General features: G+C 59.1%; 15 protein-coding genes, 1 tRNA gene and 1 pseudogene. 6 read left to right on the top strand and 11 right to left on the bottom strand.

Annotated features, from left to right (window positions below):
- The 3 genes from IE188_RS04670 to IE188_RS04665 form a co-directional block, all read right to left on the bottom strand.
- Window positions 1-233 (bottom strand): transposase (locus IE188_RS04670; RefSeq protein ID WP_191285264.1); only part of this gene is annotated, 233 nt, incomplete at its 3' end.
- Between the two features lie 78 nt (window positions 234-311).
- Entirely contained in the window at window positions 312-485 is a 174-nt protein-coding gene (locus IE188_RS16880) for an Arm DNA-binding domain-containing protein (protein WP_407648172.1), read from the bottom strand.
- 146 nt (window positions 486-631) lie between these two features.
- A tRNA-Ser gene (locus IE188_RS04665) sits at window positions 632-721 on the bottom strand.
- A gap of 409 nt (window positions 722-1,130) precedes the next feature.
- On the opposite strand from IE188_RS04665, the gene IE188_RS04660 reads away from it, so the two are divergent.
- Both IE188_RS04660 and IE188_RS04655 read left to right on the top strand, forming a co-directional pair.
- Entirely contained in the window at window positions 1,131-3,011 is a 1,881-nt protein-coding gene (locus tag IE188_RS04660; RefSeq protein ID WP_191285263.1) for a cation:proton antiporter domain-containing protein, read from the top strand.
- Between the two features lie 115 nt (window positions 3,012-3,126).
- The gene (locus IE188_RS04655; RefSeq protein WP_229836490.1) at window positions 3,127-3,810 is read left to right on the top strand and encodes a Crp/Fnr family transcriptional regulator; all 684 of its coding nucleotides are present in this window, start codon (window positions 3,127-3,129) and stop codon (window positions 3,808-3,810) included.
- Between the two features lie 188 nt (window positions 3,811-3,998).
- Here the strand turns inward: IE188_RS04655 and IE188_RS04650 are convergent, their stop codons facing one another.
- Window positions 3,999-6,701 (bottom strand): calcium-binding protein, encoded by a 2,703-nt coding sequence (locus IE188_RS04650; RefSeq protein WP_191285261.1) that lies wholly within the window; start codon window positions 6,699-6,701, stop codon window positions 3,999-4,001.
- 272 nt (window positions 6,702-6,973) lie between these two features.
- On the opposite strand from IE188_RS04650, the gene IE188_RS04645 reads away from it, so the two are divergent.
- Complete coding sequence (locus IE188_RS04645; protein ID WP_191285260.1) at window positions 6,974-8,104, top strand: helix-turn-helix transcriptional regulator; 1,131 nt, start codon at window positions 6,974-6,976, stop codon at window positions 8,102-8,104.
- A 577-nt stretch (window positions 8,105-8,681) separates the two neighbouring features.
- On the opposite strand, the gene cydX is transcribed toward IE188_RS04645, so the two are convergent.
- The 5 genes from cydX to IE188_RS04620 form a co-directional block, all read right to left on the bottom strand.
- A complete protein-coding gene (gene cydX, locus IE188_RS04640) occupies window positions 8,682-8,807 on the bottom strand; it encodes a cytochrome bd-I oxidase subunit CydX (RefSeq protein ID WP_191285259.1) in 126 nt (41 codons plus the stop codon).
- 25 nt (window positions 8,808-8,832) lie between these two features.
- On the bottom strand, window positions 8,833-9,993 hold the full coding sequence (gene cydB, locus IE188_RS04635; RefSeq protein ID WP_191285258.1) for a cytochrome d ubiquinol oxidase subunit II: 1,161 nt from the start codon (window positions 9,991-9,993) through the stop codon (window positions 8,833-8,835).
- A gap of 5 nt (window positions 9,994-9,998) precedes the next feature.
- Window positions 9,999-11,612 (bottom strand): cytochrome ubiquinol oxidase subunit I, encoded by a 1,614-nt coding sequence (locus IE188_RS04630; RefSeq protein ID WP_191285257.1) that lies wholly within the window; start codon window positions 11,610-11,612, stop codon window positions 9,999-10,001.
- Between the two features lie 102 nt (window positions 11,613-11,714).
- Window positions 11,715-13,322 carry an amino acid ABC transporter ATP-binding/permease protein gene (locus IE188_RS04625; RefSeq protein WP_191285256.1) on the bottom strand — a complete coding sequence of 536 codons (1,608 nt, stop codon included), beginning with the start codon at window positions 13,320-13,322 and terminating at the stop codon, window positions 11,715-11,717.
- On the bottom strand, window positions 13,319-14,959 hold the full coding sequence (locus IE188_RS04620; RefSeq protein WP_191285255.1) for an ABC transporter ATP-binding protein/permease: 1,641 nt from the start codon (window positions 14,957-14,959) through the stop codon (window positions 13,319-13,321). The genes IE188_RS04625 and IE188_RS04620 overlap by 4 nt, the downstream gene beginning before the upstream one ends.
- Window positions 14,960-15,484: 525 nt before the next feature.
- Between IE188_RS04620 and IE188_RS16750 the strand changes: the two are divergent.
- Window positions 15,485-15,733 (top strand): annotated as a pseudogene (locus tag IE188_RS16750) (DDE-type integrase/transposase/recombinase); the annotation flags it as partial.
- Window positions 15,734-15,965: 232 nt separating this feature from the next.
- Here IE188_RS16750 and torT read toward each other — a convergent pair.
- Complete coding sequence (gene torT / locus IE188_RS04615; protein ID WP_191285254.1) at window positions 15,966-16,919, bottom strand: TMAO reductase system periplasmic protein TorT; 954 nt, start codon at window positions 16,917-16,919, stop codon at window positions 15,966-15,968.
- Between the two features lie 37 nt (window positions 16,920-16,956).
- On the opposite strand from torT, the gene IE188_RS04610 reads away from it, so the two are divergent.
- On the top strand, window positions 16,957-19,758 hold the full coding sequence (locus IE188_RS04610) for an ATP-binding protein (RefSeq protein WP_191285253.1): 2,802 nt from the start codon (window positions 16,957-16,959) through the stop codon (window positions 19,756-19,758).
- Here the strand turns inward: IE188_RS04610 and IE188_RS04605 are convergent.
- Entirely contained in the window at window positions 19,731-20,444 is a 714-nt protein-coding gene (locus IE188_RS04605; RefSeq protein WP_191285252.1) for a response regulator, read from the bottom strand. The genes IE188_RS04610 and IE188_RS04605 overlap by 28 nt on opposite strands.
- A 115-nt stretch (window positions 20,445-20,559) precedes the next feature.
- On the opposite strand from IE188_RS04605, the gene IE188_RS04600 reads away from it, so the two are divergent.
- Window positions 20,560-23,229, top strand: coding sequence for a molybdopterin-dependent oxidoreductase (locus IE188_RS04600; protein ID WP_191285251.1), 2,670 nt, complete (start codon window positions 20,560-20,562; stop codon window positions 23,227-23,229).
- Window positions 23,230-23,290: the final 61 nt, after the last annotated feature.

The raw sequence follows: 23,290 nt of genomic DNA, 5'->3' as shown, positions 1-23,290 counted from the left end.
TCGCCCGCCAGGCGCTTCTTCCCAGCCTCTAGGAACTCCTTGGACCAGCTGTAATACAGGCTCAGGGCAATGCCCTCGCGCCGACACAATTCGGCAATGCTGTCTTCGCCCTTCAGGCCGTCCAGCACGATCCTGATCTTCTCTTCCGCCGAATACTGTTTGCGGGTGGCCCGGCGGATGTCCTTAACGACCTTCTCGCCGTGGCTCTGTTTGGTTCCGGGTTTCTGTCTCATCTTCACTCCTTGGTGGTTACGATGAGCCAGAAACCCTCTCTTATCAATTCAGCCTAATCTGTCCCATTGGCGCTGACGTCAGACAAGCGGTTTGCCTTCACGGTTACGCTGGCCCTTGACCGTGACGCGCACAATCCACCTTCGAGCTCCTGATGGATCGACGACAAGGTACAAACCGCTCCCGTCGCCATGGCGACCTGGGCCGAGGGTTCGCACAAGATTCTTCGTCAACTTCCCGCCTAAAGCAGCCATAAAATACCACAATTCCTACCACGCAACGAATAGAAACGAGTCTAATCGAAGAAAAACCAAAAGCAATAACGAATGCAGATAGATCAACAAAAACAGCCCCATAAGGGGTTGAATGAGTGCCAACTGAATTGAATGAAAATGGTAGGTGGCGGAGACGAAGGGATTCGAACCCTCGAGACGGTTTCCCGCCTACTCCCTTAGCAGGGGAGCGCCTTCGACCACTCGGCCACGTCTCCGTCGACGCGTATAGCCAAGCGGGTATGGGGAATACAAGGCGAAACTTGTGCACTTTCAAAAAAGTTCGGGCACCGGCATTGTTGCATGCACAGGATTGCTGGCTCAGTCTGTTAATCACGATCTTCGGCCCCGTCACGGCGCTGGCACGTGTCAGTCGCATCCACCGCTAGCGCAAGCGGGTTGGTCGTGATTGTGCTGCAATCGGACGGATGGCGGTACGATTCTGAAACGCACATAGCCCGGGAAGCCTGACGCATTCGGCAATACCTTGACCCCGTTCGGTGCACGGGGTTGACTGAGAGATGAACGGGTTAACGATGGTGTGTTTCACCCGCGCACCGCACCGTGTGCGACGCTGCACGGGCCAGCGCCTGGCCCTGTCGGCTTGCCAAACAGACAGGATGCCCGATGACCGCCGAATTCATGCTGATTACTTTCACGCTGTTTCTGGCCGGGGTTCTGGCAGTGCCGATCGCATCGCGCCTGGGGCTTGGGTCGGTGCTGGGATACCTGCTGGCCGGGATCATCATCAGCCCGTTCTTGCACGCAATGGGCGCGGATGTGGTCGCGCTGCAGCACTTCGCAGAGTTTGGCGTCGTTATGATGCTGTTCGTTGTCGGGCTTGAGATGAACCCGCGCGCCCTTTGGGACATGCGAGCGCGGATCTTCGTTCTGGGCGGGTTGCAGGTTGTCGTCACAGCAGGTCTGATCATGCTGATTGCGATGGCGTTCGGCCTGTCGCCCGCCATCGGATTGGCCATAGGGCTGGTGCTGGCCCTGTCATCGACCGCCATCGTCAACCAAACCCTGCGCGAAAAAGGGCTGTTGCGATCTGACGGGGGGCAGGCGAGCTTCTCGGTGCTGTTGATGCAGGACATCGCGGTCATTCCGATGCTGGCCCTGATCCCTTTGCTGGCGCAGCCGGACCTGGCCACCACCCTGTCGCACGGGGCGGATGATGCGGGCGATCACGGTGCCGGTGCATCCCATCTGAACCTCAGCCTGGTTGACGGTCTGAACGGGTGGCAGACGGCGCTGGTCACGCTGGGCGCCATCGCGGCGGTGGTATTCATCGGCATCTATTTGACAACGCCCGTATTTCGGTTCGTGGCCCGCGCCAAGTTGCGCGAACTGTTCATCACCGCGGCATTGATGATGGTTTTGGGCATCGCGCTGTTGATGACGCTCGTCGGCCTGTCCCCGGCGCTGGGCACTTTTCTGGCGGGGGTCGTGATGGGTGGCAGCGCCTACCGACATGAGTTGGAAAGCGACATCGACCCGTTCAAGGGCATTTTTCTTGGCGTCTTTTTCATCACCGTCGGGGCCAGTATTGATTTTGAATTACTGGGTCAGAACATCGCGCTGGTTCTGGGGTTGACGGTCGGGTTGATCGTCTTGAAATCCATCATATTGATGGTGCTGGGCAGAGCTTTTCACCTGACGGGCGGTGACAAGTGGTTGTTCGGTCTGGGCCTTGCCCAAGCGGGTGAATTCGGGTTTGTCCTTTTGTCCTTCTCGGTTGCCAATGCCGTGATCCCCAAGGAGATTGCCGACCTCTTGCTGCTGGTGGTGGCGCTGTCGATGCTGCTGACACCCGTGCTGTTCATCCTCTATGACCGGGTGATCGCACCACGATACTCGCACGAGGACCGGCGCGAGGCTGATCCGATCGAGACACCGGCCCAGATCATCATCGCCGGCCACGGCCGGTTTGGCGGCATCGTGAACCGTGGCCTGCGCGCCGCCGGGTATGACACGACGGTGCTGGACTATTCGTCGGAACAGCTTGAGATGCTGCGCCGGTTCGGGATCAGCGTACATTTCGGCGATGCCACACGTCCCGATATGCTGCACGCCGCAGGGATCGAAGACGCGAAGATCCTTGTCATCGCAATTGACGGGAAAGAGGCGATCACCGAAATGACCCGCTATGTCTGCGCGCATCATCCACATGTGCATGTCATTGCCCGCGCGGTTGACCGCGACCATGTCTATGACCTGTGGTCTGTGGGGTGCCGCGACGTGATCCGCGAAGTGTATGACAGCTCGCTGCGCATGACCCGTTCGGCGTTCGAGGCGCTTGGGCATGGTCGCGCCACGGCTGAACGTATGGTGGCCGAGTTCGACGCGTCGGATCGCGAAGTGATGCTCGACCTTGCCCAGCTGCATGACATCGACACGCCAACCGTAGAAAACGAAGCCTATATGAAGCGGGTCGATGAGATGATGAAATCCTGGGAAGAACAGCTGGCCGGACGGGTTGTCAGGGCAACCCGCTCTGGCGACTGAACCCGGGTGCACCAGATGCATTCAGATGGTGGACGCCGCCGGGTTGCGCAGATAGAAACGATGCCGAAACAGGATGGCGCGCTGCTTGCACAGTGCCGTTTACAGGGGAAACACAGTGCCACTTGAAAAGTATAAGACGATTGCGCGCAATTCTCTTTTCATGCGCGCGCTACCCGATGTGCATGTGGACGCGATCCTGTCACAAGCGACATGGCGGCATTACGAGCGTGGCGAAACACTGTTCATGCAAGAGGAGTCTGCCGATGCGATCCACATTGTCTTGGATGGCTGGGTGAAGCTCTACCGCATGACGCGCGGCGGCACCGAAGCGGTGGTGAGCGTCTTTACCCGTGGCGAAAGTTTCGGCGAGGCCGTGGCCCTGCGAAAACTGCCCTATCCGGTGTCGGGCGAAGCGGCCACCAATTGCGAGGTCATGCATATCCCGACCAATGTCATGGTTCAGCTTGTGAAACAGGATCCCGAGGTCGCCTTGTCCATCCTGTCCTCGACCTTCACACATCTGCACGGGCTGGTGACACAGCTTGAGCAGTTGAAGGCCAAGACCGCACCGCAGCGTGTGGCCGAGTTTCTGCTTGGCCTGTGCGACGGCACGCCCGACGATTGTGCGATCAAATTGCCATACGACAAGGTCCTGATCGCAGGACGTCTGGGGATGAAACCCGAAAGCCTGTCACGCGCTTTCTCGCGGCTGGGGGCGTATGGGGTGCGGATTGACAAGGCCAGCGCCATCATCAGCGATGTGCAGCAATTGCGGGATTACGCCCGCGACGACGGGTAAGGCAAGGCGACCGTGGGGACATCGCATTAATCGTCCTGTTTGCTAGCTCGGCCCATTGATCTCGTTTTTTGAGACAATCAATCCTGATCAGGTGTCACCCTATACAAAACCCCTTTGCGCCCACCAGCTCCTGAAACCGGATCAGAGAAACCCGAAAATCTGCGGCGCAGACGCAAAGGGCCAGGCACTCACAGAAGCGCATTCCAGTCGGTGAGACCAGAGACATCCAACAGTGCAATCTCTTCGCCGCTCGACAACTCGACGACCGTGTCCAAACTGGCATCACCTCCGACGTCAAGCTCGGACAATCCGGTGATGGTCACGCCGCCCTCAAGGACCAGAAGATCCTCTCCGACCGTGAAATCTTCGATGATGTCATTGCCGTCGCCGAGGCTGAAGATGAATTGGTCAGCGCCGGCTCCACCTATCATGACGTCAACACCCGCTCCCCCAGTGATGGTGTCGTTATCCGCACCGCCATCAAGATTGTCGTCGCCAACCCCACCCAGAATCGTATCGTTTCCCAAGCCGCCCTGGATCGTATCGCTGCCGTCTTGTCCGTCGATGAAGTCATCGCCAGCTTCACCAAGAAAGAAGTTATCCGCGTTGCTGCCAGTGATGGAGTCGTCGGTGCCGGTGCCGCGAATTTCCTCGACATCCTTGATCAGGTCTTTATCGCCGAAACCGTCAGTCACGGTCGCAAAACCGTTTCCATCGACCACGGACATATCGACCGAGATGCCTTCGAAACCACCGTAATTCGCATCGTCATGATAGCCCAGCATCTGTTGCCCTATCGTTCCGTCGACGATGTCATCACCCGCATATGTGCGAATGGACTGAAAACCAAAACCGCCAGTTACGTCGTCATCGAACTCGGTGCCGCGAAGGGCTTCGATCCCGGAAAAAGTGTCAGTATCTCCAAACGGGTCCTCCACAGTTCCTGACCCCTCAACTGTCGGGCTAAATGTTGCCACGATCCCCGAAACTCCACCCTCACCAGCGGATAGTTGATACATCAGATTGTCCCAACCATCGCCGCCGTGAATTTCGTCATCACCGCCATGAGGGTCGAATGCGTCGTCATCGTCGGATCCGATGAGGATGTCCGCGAAATTCGTGGCGTTGATCCGTTCGATGTTAACCAAAGTATCCGTGTCGCCGAACGTGTCCGTCGCAGTTTGGGTGCCAAGGTTGACGGTGACGCCCTGAGACCCTCCTTCAAATGTTTCCTCCATATAGTCCGCAGCGTCCCAACCAGAATCGTCGTCAACCACTCCATCGCCGCCATCAATCAAGTCATTTCCAGCGCCTCCTGTAATCCAGTCTTCTTCTCCGCGTCCGAAAATCTGGTCGTCACCTGCGCCAGCATAAATGTTGTCTCGCCCCGGTGTGCCGTTGATGGTTTCGGCGTTTGACGTGCCGAAGATGTCGAATCCATCCACGAACGTCCACAAAGCCAACGTCGTGTTGGAAAACACGAGGTCTTCGATATTGGTGATTACGTCGACACCGTCGCCATTTCCCCCGACATCCGTGACCGTGTAGGTGCCGTCGCCGTTGCTGACGACGTCATAGTCGTCGTTGGTCCCGCTCAGGACGATCTGGTTGAACCCTTCGCCACCATCGATCGTGTCATTCCCGGCGCCGCCTTCGATCGTATCGTCACCCGCACCACCATCAATGCTGTCGTTTCCGGCACCCCCAATCAAAAGGTCATTGCCCGCTAGACCCAGAAGCGTGTCATTCCCCGTGTCCGATTCATCGCCGCCTCGCAAAACATTGTCGTCGTCGTTGCCCGTGATGTGATCGCTGCCCGTCCCACCCGTGGCATTTTCAATGCTGATCAGGATATCAACTTCGACTTCGTCCTGTCCCGTCGGGGAAACATCACCAGTCGCAATGCCAACCGGCGTGGTCGCCGCATATCCATTCGACGACAGATAATCCCCTATTGTGCCGTTGTTTATTGTCATCGTGCCCGACCGATCCTCGGGGCGGAGATCAATCGTGACCCCATTTGTGACAGATGGGTAAGCCACTGTATCATTGCCTAGCCCACCGTCGATGATGTCATCACCCAAACCGGCCCCGGCAATAATCGTGTCATTTCCGGCACCGGTGCGCACGATATCGTCCCCATCGCCTATCGTGACGGTATCATCACCGGACCCCGTGGTAATGTCATCGTCGCCACTGCCTGTTGTCACGACGTTGTTGCCGTCACCCGCGTCGATTACATTGGTGCCATTGCCGGCCGTGATCGTATCATCGCCCGAGCCCGTTTGGATATTGGTGTCAGAATCATCAGATATTGTGACCGTTTCATCTTCTGTCGAATCTGACAGGTCTATCTCGGTCACGTCCGGCGGGGCAGTGGGGTCGATCTCTACACCGTCGACAAAAACCTTCAGGCATTCAAAGCTTCGCGCCGTCAGACTTAGTGAAGTGAATGTGAATGAGCGCGCGGCAGATGTGTCCGAAAGCCAGTTCAGAAAGCCCGCCACATCCTCTTTCACTGAGCACTCTGCCCATTCATCCGCCGTGAACTCGAGCCTGAGTGTGTCATGCCCCTTGCCGCCATAATATGCGTCATTGTGATATGCATTCCGAGTATTGTCCGCTGCGACAAATACAGCGGTATCATTGCCGCGACCGCCACGCAGGACGTCTGCTCCTGCGCCGCCAATCAGAAAATCATCACCGCGCTGACCGTAGATGTAGTCGCGACCATCGCCACCACTGATCCAATCATTGCCAAGCCCGCCGAAAACAAAGTCGTTCCCCGCGCGGGCATGAACTTCGTCATCGCCCCCAAATGTAAAAATCCAATCAGATGAGTCTGTGCCCCGGACGATGTCGTTCCGAGAGCTTTTGAATATGAATGCCATTGGAGCCTCCGTAATGAAAAGCGGACGAAAAGACTCACCAAATTAGATGAACGGATTTGGTCTGGCATGAACCAATTGGGCTAAGCTCCCTTGGTATCGCCGGTCATTTCATGATGGTTTGAAGCTGTCCCGGGGTCATCTGCAAACGAACTCCCGACGGTACTGATCTTGGATTTTGGGCAAGCCGGTTCGCCATAAAGCGGTAAATCTGTTATAATTTGCGCCGATAGATCAATTTCTGGTGGAGCTGTTGCCTTCGACAGAGAATTCCTATGTCTGTAAGTCAAACTGATTTTACGCGGCTGACAAACCTGATTTTCAAAGCTGAGGTTGATCCTAGGAAGTGGCAAGATTTTCTAGACGCCCTACACCAACTAACAGGCGGTGTGCGCACCCATATGTTCGGGCAAGATGTCAGGTCGAACACCCAGTTCGGAATAAAAAGCTCTGGATACGATCCAGAAGCAGTCCGCTCCTATGCCGAATATTATGGAACAATGAATGCCTGGGTTCCCGTTTTCATGAAACGCGCAGCAGGATCAGTCATGCACGCCGAGGAAATGTGTCCTGTGGAAGACCTCGCTAGAACCGAGTTTTACAATGATTGGGTGCGGCCCAATGGTGACATTCTGGGTGGTGGCGGTGCGGTTGTTTTCAATGACAGGCGGCGCAACTTCCTGCTGGGGGGCAACATTCGCCGACGGGATATTGAGGCAAAGCAGGATCAATGGATGGCGCTCGTCGCTCGACTGGTGCCCAGCATTCAACACGCAATTGAAATAAATCAGATGATCGCAGCCAAGGTCGTCGAACAGACGGCCGTCAAGGTCGGGCTTTGGCACCCACCTTCGGTTGTCGCAATTGATGGTCAACGCCGGGTCCGTTTCGCGAATGAAGAAGCTCAAACATTGATTCACGAGGGTGCCGTATTTTGCTGCGACCTCCGAGAGAGACTGTTTTTTCGAAGCCCGCGGCTCACGCGGTTGCTTGAAAGGTTGGCAGACAGACTTGCCCGGCATGAACTAACCCTTGAAACCACGTTCAGAGCCGTCGATCGGAGGAACGGGCAAGAGTTCAGGTGTCGAACAGCTAGGCTTGCACTTCGGGATGACGCCACAATGTTTTCAGATCTCGGGCTGATCGGAAGGCCGCTTCTGATGCTGTGCATGATGCGCGATCAGCATGCTACGGATGCAAAAGGGATGTTGGTCGAGCTGTTCTCGTTGACACCCTGTGAAGCAGAGGTCGCAGAGAGTATCGCAGAAGGCCGGTCGACCCGAGAGATCGCAGAATTTCGCAAGGTCAGCATTCACACAATCCGCAACCAGCTTAAATCTGCAATGTCAAAGATGGATGTCGTTCGGCGAACAGAATTGGTTCGCAAGGTGCTGACTTCAATCTAAGAAGATTGGCTGGCAGCCGGACTCCGGTTCATTTTCCGAGGGTCAGTTGGATGGCAAAGTAACGTTTGTTCTTCACTTTACTCTACAAGGATCACAATAAACCCGTTTTGGCGAACAGCGTACATCTTGGTGTGGCGCGGTGATCTAGCAAAAAACGAGGTAGCGTCCCAGTTTTCCTGTAGGTCTGATCTACCTTTGTCCTTCGCATCCCATCCGTTCCGAATGCGATCGGCTCGCGGCTGATCGACGTGACCCGGTCGCAAACAATCCGTGCGGATTGACGACACCTTAATGCCCAAAGTGCTTCATGCCACAGCAAGCACTTGTTTCCACAAACGGCCAGTCTCTGGTGTGTTTGATGAGGTGTCGAACCGCTGAACACGCTTGCCCATCAGTTAAACCGGTTGGCTAGGATTTGTTCAGTTGACGTGATGCGATCATAGCCGCTTTACAACGCCTTGCGCTGCAAGTTCCGGTCATTCGGTATCACAAAATTTGGGTGTTGCGCCAACGCCGGTCACTGCGGTTTCAATCGCGGGCGACCGGCGTCGAAGCGCTGCGTTGGCTGCGAGGTGTGTTATCCCTTTTCCGTATGCGGCTGTTCCGACAGCGCACGATCACGGCGCATTTCAAGCCACATTGCGTTCACGACCGCAAACATCGCGGCCAGAGGCAGGCCAAGGAGCCAGGCAAAATACCACATTCTGTTTTCCTTCCGGTTAAGCGAGCTAGTAGGCTGAACTGGATTCTGTCACGTCAGCTTCGGTGACTTTGCCCCAGAGCACTTTGTAAACCCACGCCGTGTAGACAAGGATCATGGGCATGAAGATGACCGTCGCGACAAGCATGACGAACAGGGTTTGGTGCGAAGACGAACTGTCCCAAACAGTCAGGGATGACCTTGGATCAATCGAGGAGGGCAGAATGAACGGGAACATTGTCAGCCCAACTGATGAGATTGCACCAAAAATGCCCAGCTTGGACCACAGAAGCGTTTTGCCTTCGCGCCCGGCGCGCATGCCCAGTACAGTCATGACCATCCCCAACAGCCCCAGAACGGGTGCAAGGGCGATCCACGGCCGCGCAGCATAGGCCGACAGCCAGCTGTCCGTCCGCAGGACCTCGGTGTAAAGAGGGTTGGACGGACCGTTTGCGGCCACGTCCGATGCGAAGGCATAGCCTTCGATGCCGAAAGCGAGCCAGATGCCAGCCAGAACATAGCCGACGATCGTCACAAGGCCCGAGACCGCGCCAACAGATCGCGCGCGCGTGGCAACAACCCCCTCGGCCTTGAAGGACAGCCAGGCCGCGCCGTGGGTCACGAGCATCGCAAGGGATACAACACCTGCCAATATCGCGAAGGGGTTCAGCAACCCGAAGAACTTCGCATAGAAGGCCCCTTCATAGCGGGCGAAAAGATCTGGCGTCAGTTCGAATGGGACACCTTGCAGCACATTGCCCACCGCAACACCAAAGAGCAGGGCGGGCACGGCCCCACCAGCAAACAGGGCCCAGTCCCAAGCCGTGCGCCAACGCGCGCTTTCGCGCTTGGAGCGGTATTTGAACGCGACGGGGCGCACGATCAGCGCGGCGAGAATGACGAACATTGCAAGGTAGAAGCCCGAGAAGCTGACCGCGTAAAGCGGCGGCCATGCGGCGAAGATCGCACCGCCTCCGAGAATGAACCACACCTGGTTTCCCTCCCAGACCGGCCCGACAGTGTTGATCACCACGCGACGTTCAATGTCGGTCTTGGCAACGAAGGGCAGCAACGCACCAACGCCCATGTCGAAGCCGTCGGTCAGCGCGAAACCGATCAGCAGCACGCCCAAAAGCGCCCACCAGATCACGCGAAGGACATCATAGCTGATAAATTCATGCAAGATCATGGCGTTTACTCCGCTGGGGTTTCGGCAAAGGGGCCTTTGCCATCGTGGGTGCGCAGGCGGTGTTCGTGCCGCGCGGTCCAGGCTTCGGTTTCCTCGACATCCTCGAACGGCCCCTTGCGGATGTATTTCAGCATCAGGCCCATCTCGACGACGAACAGCACCGTGTAGAAAATCATGAAACCGGCCAGCGTCAGCAGCAAGTCGGTGACCGACAGGTGACTGACCGAAAGCGCGGTTGGCAAGACACCGTCCACCGTCCATGGCTGGCGGCCGTATTCGGCAACGAACCAGCCAAGCTCGGCCGCGATCCATGGTGTCGGAATGATCAGCACAGCCCCCCACAGCGCCCAGTGCGGATAGTCCTGCCCACGGAAACTGGAGCGCCAGAAGAAGTAGGCCATGATCGCGATAAAGCTGAAGCCCAGCCCGACCATGATGCGGAAGGCCCAGAACAGCGGCCAGACCGTTGGCAACGTGTCGTTGGAGGCTTGCACGATCTGTGCCTCGGTGGCGTCACGCGGATCATCGACATAACGTTTGAGCAGGAAGGCATAGCCAAGATCGCCACTATGCGCCTCGAACGTGCTGCGCACATCGGGGCTGGTGGCGTCGCGTTCTTCGCGGATCGTCATAAGCGCATCATAGGCGATGATGCCCGACCGAATGCGGGTTTCGGACTCGGCAATCAACTCGTCGATGCCCGCGATCTCCCTTGTAAGCGAGCGTGTTCCGATAAGCCCCATCAAATAGGGAATATGCACCGCATATTTCGTTTCTCGCGCTTCCTGATCAGGCAGGCCGATCAGTGTGAACGACGCCGGCGCCGGTTCGGATTCCCACATACCTTCGATCGCAGCGAGCTTCATACGCTGGGAGTGCGTTGCCGAGTAACCGGATTCATCGCCCAGAACGACGACCGAAAGCGCCGAGGCCAGACCGAACGAGGCAGCGACCGTGATGGAGCGGCGCGCCAGTTCGACGTGCCGTCCCTTCAGCAGATACCACGCCGATACGCCCAGGACGAAAACTGAGGCCGTGACATACCCTGCCGAAACCGTGTGGACGAACTTTGCCTGCGCGACCTCGTTGAACATGACCTCAAAGAAGCTCGTCATCTCCATGCGCATCGTGTCGGGGTTGAACTCGGCTCCAACTGGGTTCTGCATCCAGCCGTTTGCAATCAGGATCCACAGCGCCGAGAAGTTCGAGCCAATGGCGACGAGCCACGTCACGATGAGGTGGCCGACCTTGCTCAGCTTGTCCCAGCCGAAGAAGAACAGGCCGACGAATGTGGCCTCGAGGAAGAACGCCATAAGGCCTTCAAGCGCGAGCGGCGCGCCAAAAATGTCGCCGACATAGTGGCTGAAATAAGACCAGTTCATCCCGAACTGGAATTCCATGGTGATACCCGTGGCCACGCCGATCGCGAAGTTGATGCCAAAAAGCATGCCCCAGAATTTTGTCATTTGCCGCCAGATCGGGCGATCCGTCATGACGTAAACCGTTTCCATGATCGCGACGAGAACGGCCAAGCCGAGTGTGAGCGGCACAAACAGGAAGTGATACATTGCTGTCATTGCAAACTGCAGGCGTGACAGCTCGACAATATCGAACTCCATTTCCAGTCTCCTAGATTTCTGCCCAACGTCATGCCGTTGGTGCAATTTCCGGTAGTGGGTTCTGGCCGCGCAGTGGCGGTCGTCACAATATAATGATCGGCGCTACCGTCTTATATCTATTTTTTGAGATATATTAAAAACGGGGTGATCTGCGCTGCGGTGCAGTGTCGCAAGGATCGCCGCTTCAGGTAACATCCCACGTATCCCTGTCAGGACGCGCGAAGCTGTCGCATCGTCAAGTCCCTCAATCGGTTCATCCAGAAGTAGCAGTTTCGGCTTCCGAAGCAAAGCCCGCGCAAGTGTCAGTCGGCGCGCCTGACCGCCTGAAAGACCCGTGCCGCCCTCGCCCAGCTGTGTTTCAAGCCCGTCCCGCGCGCGCACGACATCATCAAGCGCAACAGCCGCAAGTGCGCGCCACATCTCTTCATCCTTCGTCTCGCCAGAGAGTGACAGGTTCTCGCGGATCGTCCCCGCGATCAACGCACTGCGTTGCGGCACCATCGTGACGATGTTGCGCAATTCCGCGTCAGGCCATTCCGTGACCCTTGTGCCGAGAATAAAGACGCCTTCACTGGCGGCCATACCGGCAATCTGCATCAGCATGCTGGTCTTGCCGCCACCACTTGGCCCGGTCAGAACCGCCGCCTTGCCTGCCTCAAGTTGAAGCGCCAGTTCCGGGGTGTCGACCGATAGAACCGGCTCATCGGGCTTGGCGTCCGGCCTGACCGCCGTTGCGGGTATCGGTCCGGGGGCTTGCCCGATCCGTTTTGCCGCACCTGCCATCCTTCCGAAGTCGGCCACACCGCGCGCAAAAGGTGGCAGGGCTTCGGCCAGCGCCAGCGCAACAAAGACGCCAATTGCGCCGGTTGCCGGGTCGAGCGCGCCTTGCCCGACAAAGGCTGCCCCCACCAAAAGGGCCAGCCCCGTAACCGCTGCGGTCAGAACTGATAGCGCGGCGATCGCATTCCGGTCCGAAAGGTCAAGCGCCCGCATCATTTTGCGCGTCGAGGCATCAATCGCCAGCAGATCAGCCTCACGCGCGGTGATGCGGGCGCGCAAGATCAGCGCCTGACGGTCCCGGATCATGTCGATCATGCCGCGCCGCAAGGCCTGCGATTGTGTTTCGACCTGATCCGAGGGAACGATGCTTTGACGCGCCAGCCTCCAAAACACCAGAACCGCGACTGGCACATAGCCAAGCAGGACGGCAGCGGCAACTGCCCACCCGGCCAGCCATGCAAGCGCAAGAAAGACGATCAGATGCGTAACCAGAGCGGCCAGCCCGGGCAGGACAAACCTCAGAATGACACCGTCGAGCGCATCGACGTCCGAGATGATGCGGGTGAGTTCCGCCTCACCGCGCAGGCGGGCCAGTGCTCTTGCATCAAGGCCAACCTGACGGCGCAGCAATGTCACCCGCAGCGCCGCCAGCGCCCGCAGGGTCGCATCATGGGTCAGCAGCCGTTCGCCATACCGTGCAGCCGTGCGACCCAGTGCCAGAAACCGGACACCTGCCGAGGGGCGAAACACGTCAAAAGCAATGCCGATACCCGCCAGGCCAGCGATCCCCGTTGCGGTGATGAACCAGCCCGACAGACCCAGAAGTGCCGCCCCCATCAACAGAACGATCACCGACAGGGCGGCGCCACGGATCATGGATTTGGGCTCTGCCGTCAGCAGCAAGCGGATGATGGGCAAAAGCGCCTTCATGACCCCACCTCTACAGTGAGGTCCATCGCGCCAAAGACGGCCGGATCATGCGTCGCGACGATCAGACTGTGGCCTGCGTCTTTCAGTCGTTTCAGCGATGCAATGACAAGCTGTGCCGTTTCGGGGTCAAGATCTGCCGTCGGCTCGTCCGCAAGGATGAGCTCGCGCCTGCTCAGCACCGCGCGGGCAATCATCAACCGACGCGCTTCGCCACCCGATACGCCGCCACCCGTTTCACCCAGACGGGTGTCCAGTCCATCGGGCAACCGCCTGACGATCCTGTCTGCCTCTGCAAGCTCAAGGGCGATACGGAGCGCGGCTTCATCCGCGTCGGGGTCAAGCCAGTCGCGCAGTGTTTGATCGGCAAAATGTGGGGTTTGCGGCACCATTGCGATACGTGCGCGCCACGCGTCTGCCGTGTCCTCGTCCAACGTCTTGCCACATACGGTTATGCGCCCCCGAGCGAGCGGCACAAGACCTGCAATGGCCTCAAGCGTTGTGCTTTTGCCGGCACCGCTGGGGCCGACAAGCGCGAGGGATTCACCCGTGTTCAGCTTGAAGTCCGGCAATGGCAATATCCGGTCCGAATACGCGACAGCGGCTCCGCTGAGCGCGAGTGTGATCGGGCCGCGCAAAGGCGCGGTTTCGCGCGCCGTGCCCAGAAACGCCACGCGCCCGGTCGTATCAAGCTCTTCCAGTTCGGCCAACACCGACAAGCCCGCCGCGCGATCATGCCACGCTGCTGCAAGATCGCGAAAGGGCTGAAAGAACTCGGGTGCGATCAGTAAAAGAAACAGGCCTTCCCCAAGCCCAAGCTGGGTTCCCCAGCTTCCGAACGTGATTTCCCCCAACAGCGTGAAGCCCACAAAAACCGCCACCATCGCGACACCGATGGCGCTGAAAAGCTCCAGCACAGTCGATGACAGAAAGGCCACACGCAGCACTCTCATGGTCTTGACGCGCAAGGCCTCGGCCCGATCCTGAAAATCCGCCGACGCGTTCTCGACCGCGCCCAACAGGCGGATGTCGAGCATCGCCGAAAGCCGATCCATAAGCATGGCATTCATCGTGCCGACTTCGACCATCTGTCGCCGCGATGCTTCCTCGGCTGCCATACCGATCAGTGCCATGAAAACGGGGATCAACGGTCCTGCGACCAGCAACACGAGCCCTGCAACCCACGAGAACCAGAATGTCACCGCCAGCAGGACAAGAGGCAGGATCGCCACGCGCACCATGGCCACATGATACCGCGTGATCCACGGCTGCAGGAGCGGTAGCTTCTGCACGGCAAGCGCAGCGACCTCGGCCGAACTGACATCGGCGCGCGCGCGTGCCTCGCGCAAGATGAGCGCCGCACGCTCACGCGCAATGGTCCGATCTGCGGCGTCAAAAAGGCAGGCGCCGGCCGCCCGCGTCAAGAGCGCGCTCAGGACGCCGCCCAGAATGAAAAGCGCCGCTGCTATCCCGGTTCGGGTCATTTCACCCGTCACCCAGCCCGAAATGGCCCATGCCAGCGCACCCGCCTGCGCGGGCCAGATCAGACCAGACGTAACAGACAACACACCGGCAACGCGCAACTGACGCGCCACCGGCGCAATGATCCGCGCACTAGCAAGCCTGCGACTTGATTTCATGTTTTGGTGCTCCGGCCTTGCCATGGTTCTGTGCTATCCGCAGTTGCTCTGGCGTGGCGACGGGCGACTGAAACTCACACCGAAAGCATTTCCCTGACCATTTCGTATAGAGGATTGGGCGCAACCGGCACTAGCCCGTATCGCGAAAACTCTGAATTTCTCTTGTATTGAGGTTTAGTCCAGAGATCTGCACCCGTCATTGGCCCGAAGGTCGATCATGTTTTTCCGACCATGACCTGTGGCAACAAAGCGAAACCAAGCTTGCCGAGATATGGCCAAACAGCGTACTGAACCGCACCTCGTTTTCCGTATGCTCCAAATCAAGGAAAGATTGGAGCCTTGAAAAGAGAAAACAGAGTAAATCGCTATTCGACAGGGACACGAGCAAGGGCCGTGCGGATGGTGTTCGACAATAAAGGCACCTTCAAGAGTTAGGCGGCGGCGATGAAAGCGATGGCGCCGAAAATCGGCTGTGACCGGGATACGTTGCGGCGTTCGGTTCAGTAGGAAAAGGTTGACACGGGTCCGAACACGCTCTGGGTCAGTGACTGCACCTATGTTTTGACTTGACGGGTGTGTGTCTGCGTCCCTTTCGTGTTCGACACCTTCGCAAACCGCTTTATTGGCTGGCGCGTGTCACAATCCCTGCAGGCCCGGTTCGTTCAGGATGACCTTGAGCTGGCGCTCTGTGAACGGCGACCGTCTGCTGATCTCGTTCATCACAGCGACCGGGGAAGGCAATCCGCGTCGATTCGCTATATCGCGCACCTCGCCTAAGAACGGATCAAACCCACGGTCGTCGCTTGGGTTGTCGTCGCCTGTTCATTCGTTTGGTTCGTTAAAGTGAGGTGTCTGCGATGATGGCCTGGGAGTGGGGGACTGTCCGACGACACGACCCTAGCCCAAGGCGCTGATGAAACCCGTTTGCAATGCGTTCGCAGGCCGGTTCAAACCGGATTGTGACCTGTAATCGACCTGATCCTCGAAGATCGGCAAGAATGCTGATTTACTGGATAACGGGAAAGTAGTCGGCCGGGGACAGTACAACTTTGTCGATCACGTCGTCTTGACCGCTGACCAACACGATCTCCGGCCCGCCCATCGCGGCGTGCTGCCTTTTTCCCGCAACAGACAGCAATTGGCGGATCGCCAGCATGCCTTGTTGTCTGGGGTCATCAAACGGAACCGCGAGGACCCGGCCATTCGTCAAACTGCGCTTGATCGTGTGGCTGATGTAAGTCGAGGCGAGCCTGACATCACTGTTCTGGCCCGTGTTGCTGATCAGGCCGATTGCGGCCTCGACGGCGGGCGCGCTGCCGATCAGAAGGTCGATTTTCGGAATGGTGGCAAAGGCCTCTTCCACAAGCGCCAGTTGCTGACGCAGGCCGGTATCGGCACTGAAAACGGCGATGATCTCTATGCTGCTTGTCGCCAGCCCCTTGCGCAGGCCCTGTTCCAGCGGGCCGGTCCACCCTGCCTCTTCGGGGCCAGACACGAGCACCGCGCGCTGCGGGACCGTGTCCGCCGGGTGCAGATCTGCCAGATAGCTGCCAAGAACCAGGCCCATTTGCCGCCAATCGACCCAGATGCGCCCCGACAGGTCGGGGCTGCGCAGCTCATTGACCAATCCCAGAACCGGCACCCGGGACGACACGTCGCGAATGGCCGACAGCAATTCGGCATGGTCCGAGGTGACGGCACCGATCAGGATCGCGTCGACCCCACGGGCCGCACAATCGTTCAGCTGGGCGATCTGGGTGGCGAGGGCGCGGTAGCCGCCAGCCTCGTAAAAGAGCAGGTCGATGTCATGGTGCCGGGCTTCCTGCTCAAGCCCGTATCCGACGCTGAGCCAGTATTCATCTTTGAAATGTGGCACCAGCACGCAGACCTGCCGGGGGATGTTGGCAGAAACCGGCTCTGCCCGCAGACCCGTCAGCACCAGAGCGAAGACAATGGCCACGATTGCAGTCGTCCAACGCCTTGCGTAGGTTGCGGGAATGCAACGCCAGTCTTTCGACAAGAAGCTAATGCTCGTGTTCTCCCTGATGGGGTTTCTGGCTGTTATGGTGGGCGTGGCCGCGGTAGGCGTCAACCGCTATCTGATCGTCTCCAACAGCCGTCTGATCGAGCAGAACAGCCCCGCGATGACTCTGTCGGGGCGGATCGCGGTCGAGGCCAATGTGGTCCGTTCGCTTGCGGTGTCTTTCGCCCAGGCCGACACGGCCACGGCCCAGGATGATCTGTCCGCCGCGCTGAAACAGACCGTCACGGGCATTCAGGACGGCGTGCAGACCCTGGAAGGGATCAGTGAAAAACCGCCCGCCAACCCGATGCAATCCGACATTCTGGCCATTGTCGACACCATGTCGCGCCACGCCAAGGAGGCGCTGGAACTTGATGCGCGATTGCGGGAACAGACAAGGGTGGCCAACGATATCGGTCGGGAACTGGGCGCGCTGCTCGAGGCAGAGCTTGATCTGGCGCGATTGAAGATCACCGCCGGGATTGCCGACATTCACGCCAGTCCGGGCGTTGATACACGCCCCCGGCTGGATCGGCTGGCGGATCGGGATTTCTTTGCCTTTGACCGGCTGACAGAGCTGTTGCGCGCCGCCGAGGCGTTGCGCCTGGGATTGCAGCAGGTGCCGCAACTGACCCGACCCGAGCAGATTGCCGAGGCGCGCGGCCAGTTTGAGCGCAGTCACGCCCTGTTCTTGCGACGCGTGCCTTTCTTGCCGACAGAGGCGGGTCGCAACGATGCGCTCAGGCTGCTCGCGAGGCTTGAGCAGGCGCTGGGAGCCGAGGGTCTGCTTGCGCTTTCGTCGCGCGTGCTGGAGCTGAAACAAGCCGTTGCCGACGACAGCGCAGAGCTGCAACGCCGGGTGGAGTCGTTGTCGCTACATGCAGAAACGGTCCGCCAACAGGTGCAGCAGACGAGCCTGGCGCAGATCGACCGGGCCAACACCCTGACGGCGCGTCTGGCCAACGGGCTGCTGGCGCTGGTGGTGTTGTCAGGCGCGCTGGGCGCCTGGGCCTGGGTCTATGCCCGGCAGGAACTGGTCGCGCGCCTGCGTAACGTGGCGAACCGGGTGATTGCCGTGGCACAGGGGCAGTTTGGCACGTCGGTGCCCATTTCCGGGCGCGATGAGATCGGGCGCATGGAAAAGGCGCTCAACATCCTGCGCCGGCGGGCGATGCAGGCGGCGCGATTGCAGGAATCCCTTGAGCAGGCGGTTGTGGCGCGCACGGGTGAGGTGGTCGAGGAAATGCGCGCCTCGGACAAGGCCCGCGCCGAGGCCGAGGCCGCCAATCGTGGCAAGTCAGAGTTTCTGGCCCGTATGAGCCACGAAATCCGCACGCCGCTCAATGGTGTGATCGGGATGCTTGATCTGTTGCAGGCCGAGGCAACGAGCGATGCGCACCGCAAACGCATCGCAACCGCGCTGACCTCGGCCCGCGAGTTGCTGGAGCTGAGCAACGATATCATCGTCTATTCCGGAAGCGAGCCTTTGTCTGTCCGGGCCAATCCGGTGCATTTCGACACGCGCGAGTTTACCGGGCAGCTGGGCCACTACCTGTCGGCCCTGGCCCGGGAAAAGGGGCTTGAGGCCAATGTTGATCTGGCGGCGACCGTGCCGCCCGTGGTGATTGGCGATGTTGTCAAGATCCGCCAGGTCGTGACCAACCTTTTGTCCAATGCGGTGAAATACACTGACGCGGGATCGGTCACCCTGTCGGTGGATTTTGCCATGGGTCAAAGCGAAGAACAGGCCGTCTTGTCGTTCGTTGTGCAAGACACCGGCGTGGGGATGAGCCAGGCTTTCCTGATGCAAGCGTTTGACGCCTATTCCCGCGAAGATGACGTGGCACGCAGTTGGACCGAAGGCGCCGGGCTGGGCTTGCCGATCTCGCGCAATCTGACCGAAGCAATGGGTGGCGGTCTGACGGTGGAAAGCGAGCCCGGCATGGGCAGCCGCTTTACCCTGAGTGTGCCCGTCTCCATCGGCGACCCGGACCAGATCGAGCGGCATGACGTCGCCTTGCCCGAAGATATTGGCAAATCTGTGCTGGTGATCGAGGATCATGCGGTGAACCGGATGGTGGCACGGGGCTATCTTGAGCGGCTGGGATGCACAGTGCGCGAGGCCGAAACCGGGGCTGCGGGGCTGGCGGCGGCGAAGGAAGAGGTGTTTGACCTGATCCTCGTTGATCTGGGCCTTCCGGATATGTCCGGCGAAGAGGTGATCCGGCAACTGGCACCCATTCGGGGCGATGCGGTGGTGGCCGCGCTGACCGCACGCGCGATTGACGATACGCAGGCGCAACGCGACCGGCTTGGCGTCAGCCGTATACTGGCCAAGCCGATCTCGCCGCGCCGGTTGGTTGAACTGCTGGAAGGTATGCACGACACGACGCAGAAGGCGTCCAGGCCGGGCATGGGAACGCCGGGCTATGAAGCAGTGCTTCAATGCGTGCAGGGCGATATCCGCGATCTAGGCGCCGAATCCACGGCGCATGTGCTGCGCGATCTGCTGAGCGATATCCCTTCGGCACTGCGCGAGATCGAAGGGGCCGATCCCGACGCACGGCGCAGGCTCGCTCACCGGCTGAAAGGGGCGGTGTCGAATTATGGGCTGGAGGCGTTGCGCAGCCAGTTGGCGCAAATCGAAGGCGACACGGGCACCTTGACGCCCGCCCGCATAAACGCCACCCGGATGGCCGCGCAGGACGCCTGTGCGATGCTCGAAAATGCCGCTGCGCAGGCCGGGCTTCAGGATGTCTCGGCGGTCGAGGGTTGAACGAAGCGATAGCCTTCACCATGCACCGTCAGGATCCAGTCGGGGCAGGCGGGGTCATCCTCGATCTTTTTGCGCAGACGGCCGACCACCACGTCGATTGTGCGTGTGTTGGAATTCTGATGCCCCCGGCCCAGAAAGTCAGCAATCCGCGCCCTGCTGAGCGTAACGCCGGGGTAATCCATCAGGGCTTTCAGGATGCCGAACTCAATACTGGTCAGCGGTTCGACCCGTGCCTGGCTGACCAGTCGGCGGCGAATGCGATCAAAGCACCATGGCCCGAATTCGCTGATCGGGGGCGGCCCTTCGGGTGCCAGGCCGATATCGTTGATCCGGGCTAGCAAGTTCTTGACCCGCGCGGCCAGCTCGCGCTTGTCAAAGGGTTTGGTAACGTAATCATCGGCCCCCATTTCAAGCCCCACGATCTTGTCGACCTGATCGTCACGCGCGGTCAGAAGGATGATCCCGACCCGCGAATTGGCCCGCTGTTCGCGGGTGATGGTCAGCCCGTCCTTGCCGTCCAGATTGACATCCACCAGCAGAAGTTCGGGGGGGTCCATGGCGATGATATGCTCCATCGCCTCGGCATCCTCGGCCTCGCTGACGCGATGACCCTGTTCGCGCAGATAAGCGGCAAGGCGCATCCGGGTGACACGATCATCTTCGACGATGAGGATATGCTGAGACATTATGCGAAGTTACATTTCTTTACAATTTCGAACAAGCTCTTTTGCGGCGTATCAAGGTCCGTGCGAAGGCCGGGGAATAAGACTGGGGCAAGTTTCTCAGCCAAGGAGGCTCATCATGTCACTTACCACACCCACCCGTCGCGCTTTCCTTCAGGGCGGTGCTGCTTTCTTCGGAACAGCCAATCTGATGGGATCGACCGCGCTTGCCGCACTTGACCCCAACTCGTTCCGGGACCGCGCGTTCCACGCCACCCACTATGGCCCGTTCGAAGCCGTCGTGCGCGATGGCAAGCTGGTTGGCGTCAACGCGATCATGGAACTGGACGCCCGTCCGACAGAAATGCTGACCTATGGCGTCATGGACCGCACCTATGACAAATCGCGCATCAACTATCCGATGGTCCGCAAATCCTATCTGGAAGGCTGGGAAACCGGCGACACCAAACCCGAGTTGCGCGGCAAGGAAGAATATGTCCGCGTCGATTGGGACACGGCCTGGAGCCTGACCGCGAAGGCGCTGTTGGACACTGCCACCAACCACGGCAACGAAGCGATCTTCAGCTCGTCCTATGGCGGCTGGTCGAACGCTGGCTCGTTCCGCCCCAACGTGCTGCAAGGTCGCCTGATCAACCTGATCGGTGGCTGCACCAATACCGCTGGCGACTGGTCGGCCGGGGCCGGGCAGGTGCTTCTGCCGCGCGTGATCGGCGACATGGAAGTCTATTCCGGTCAGACGGCCTGGGAAGTCATCCGCGACAACACCGAGGTTTTCGTGTTGGTCGGATGTGACCCCATCAAGAACAACCGTATCGAATATCGCGTGGCTGACCACGGCATGTATGGCCCGTGGGAACAAATTCGCGACGCAGGCGTCAAGTTCATCTCGATCAACCCGCAACGCACGGCGTCGGACGAATACCTTGGCGCAGAATGGGTCAAGGTCGTCCCCAACACCGATACCGCCCTGTTCCTGGGCATGGCCTATCACGTTCTGGAAAACGGTCTGGAAGACCGTGAATACATGGACAAATACACCGTCGGCGCCGATAAGTGGATCGCTTATGTGAAGGGCGAAGACGACGGCACGCCGAAAACGCCGGCCTGGGCGTCCGCCATCACCGGCATTGACGAAGCGAAGATCAAGGAACTGGCCGAACTTCTTGCAACGTCGAACACGCAGGTTGCCGGATCGTGGGCAATCCAGCGCGCGCAGCACGGCGAAATGGCCTATTGGTCGCTTGTCAACTTCCAGGCCCTGACCGGCAAGATCGGTAAACCGGGTTCGGGCGTTGGCTTCTCGTGGCACTATGGCAACGGCGGCATGCCGCAAAGCGGCGCACGCACACCGGTCGGCATGAGCCAGGGACGCAACTTCATCAAGAAGGTTGTTCCGGCCTCGCGCATCACCGAGGCACTGGAAAATCCGGGCAAAGAGTTCTTCTATAACGGGTTCACGAACACCTATCCCGACATCAAGATGATCTTCAACGCCGGCAACAACTTCATGTCGCACCAGCAGGACACCAACCGCCTGATCCGTGCGCTTGAGAAGGTCGAGACTATTGTCTGTGTCGACGTTTGGTGGACGGCCGCAACCCGTTGGGTCGACATCGTTCTGCCCGCCGCTTCGACGCTGGAACAGGACGACATCACCTCGGGCGGGACCTATTCGAACGACAAGGTCTATGCGATGAAGAAGGTGATCGAGCCGGTGGGCGAAAGCCTGCCCGACTACGAAATCTTCGAAGGCCTGGCCGACAAGCTGGGGCTGTGGGCGCAATTCACCGACGGCGAGGACAAGATGTATCACATCAAGCTCGCCTATGAAGCCTCGGGGGCTGCCGCGGAAACACCGTTCAAAGAGTTCTGGGAAAAGGGCTATGCCCGGATGCCGGTGCCTGATGCGGCGCGCAAATGGACCCGCCACAGCGAATTCTACAACGACCCCGAAGGCAGCCCGCTGCACACGGATTCGGGCAAGATCGAGATGTTCTCGGAAAGCATTTCGGCCATGGACATCGACGACTGCCCCGGCATGCCGGTCTGGATGGAAAAACACGAATACCTCGGCAACGCCAAAGAAGGTCAGTTGCATGTCGTGTCGCCCCACCCGTGGTTCCGCCTGCACAGCCAGATGGACCAGTCCGAAAAGCTGCGCGCTCTTTACAAGGTGCAAGGCCGCGAACCGGTGCGGATCAACACGCAGGACGCTGCATCTCGTGGCATCGAAGATGGCGATCTGGTCGAGCTCTACAACGACCGTGGCACGGTGATCGTCGGGGCTGTGGTCAGCGACGACATCATGCCGGGTGTGGTTTCGCTCTATGAAGGGGCATGGCCGTCACTGGACAGCAAGGGGCGTTGCAACTCGGGTCTGGTGAACTTTCTGACCTCGACGCAGCGATCATCGGGGCTGGCACAGGCAACCACGGCCAACACCGTGCTGGTTGAGATGCGCAAATGTGAAGACCCCGAAGGTCCGAACATGGCATATGAAAAACCGGCCATCATCGAGGACATGGAAATCGCAGCGATCGACGATGAAGCGGTCGGGGCCGAGCGGCTGGAAGCTCTGACCGAAGCTCTTTACGCCGACATGTCCCCGGGCGAAAAGATGTTCTTCGAACGCTGCACCGTCTGTCATGCCCCGCGTGAGGTAACGCACTATACGCGGCAGCAGTGGAAAGGCATCGTGCCGTCCATGTTTGAACGTGCCGGTCTTGAAGAAAGCGAACGCGAGCTTGTCATGGATTACCTGATGAAGAACGCCGCCGACGCGAACTGAACGCAGGCAAAACACAGCGGGCCGGTTGACCGGCCCGCTGACCACGATGATCTCAACAAAA

The sequence above is a fragment of the Aliiroseovarius zhejiangensis genome (genome assembly GCF_014656375.1).
In the GTDB taxonomy this organism is placed as follows: Bacteria; Pseudomonadota; Alphaproteobacteria; order Rhodobacterales; family Rhodobacteraceae; genus Aliiroseovarius; species Aliiroseovarius zhejiangensis.
This window is presented reverse-complemented; position numbering and strand designations above follow the sequence as displayed.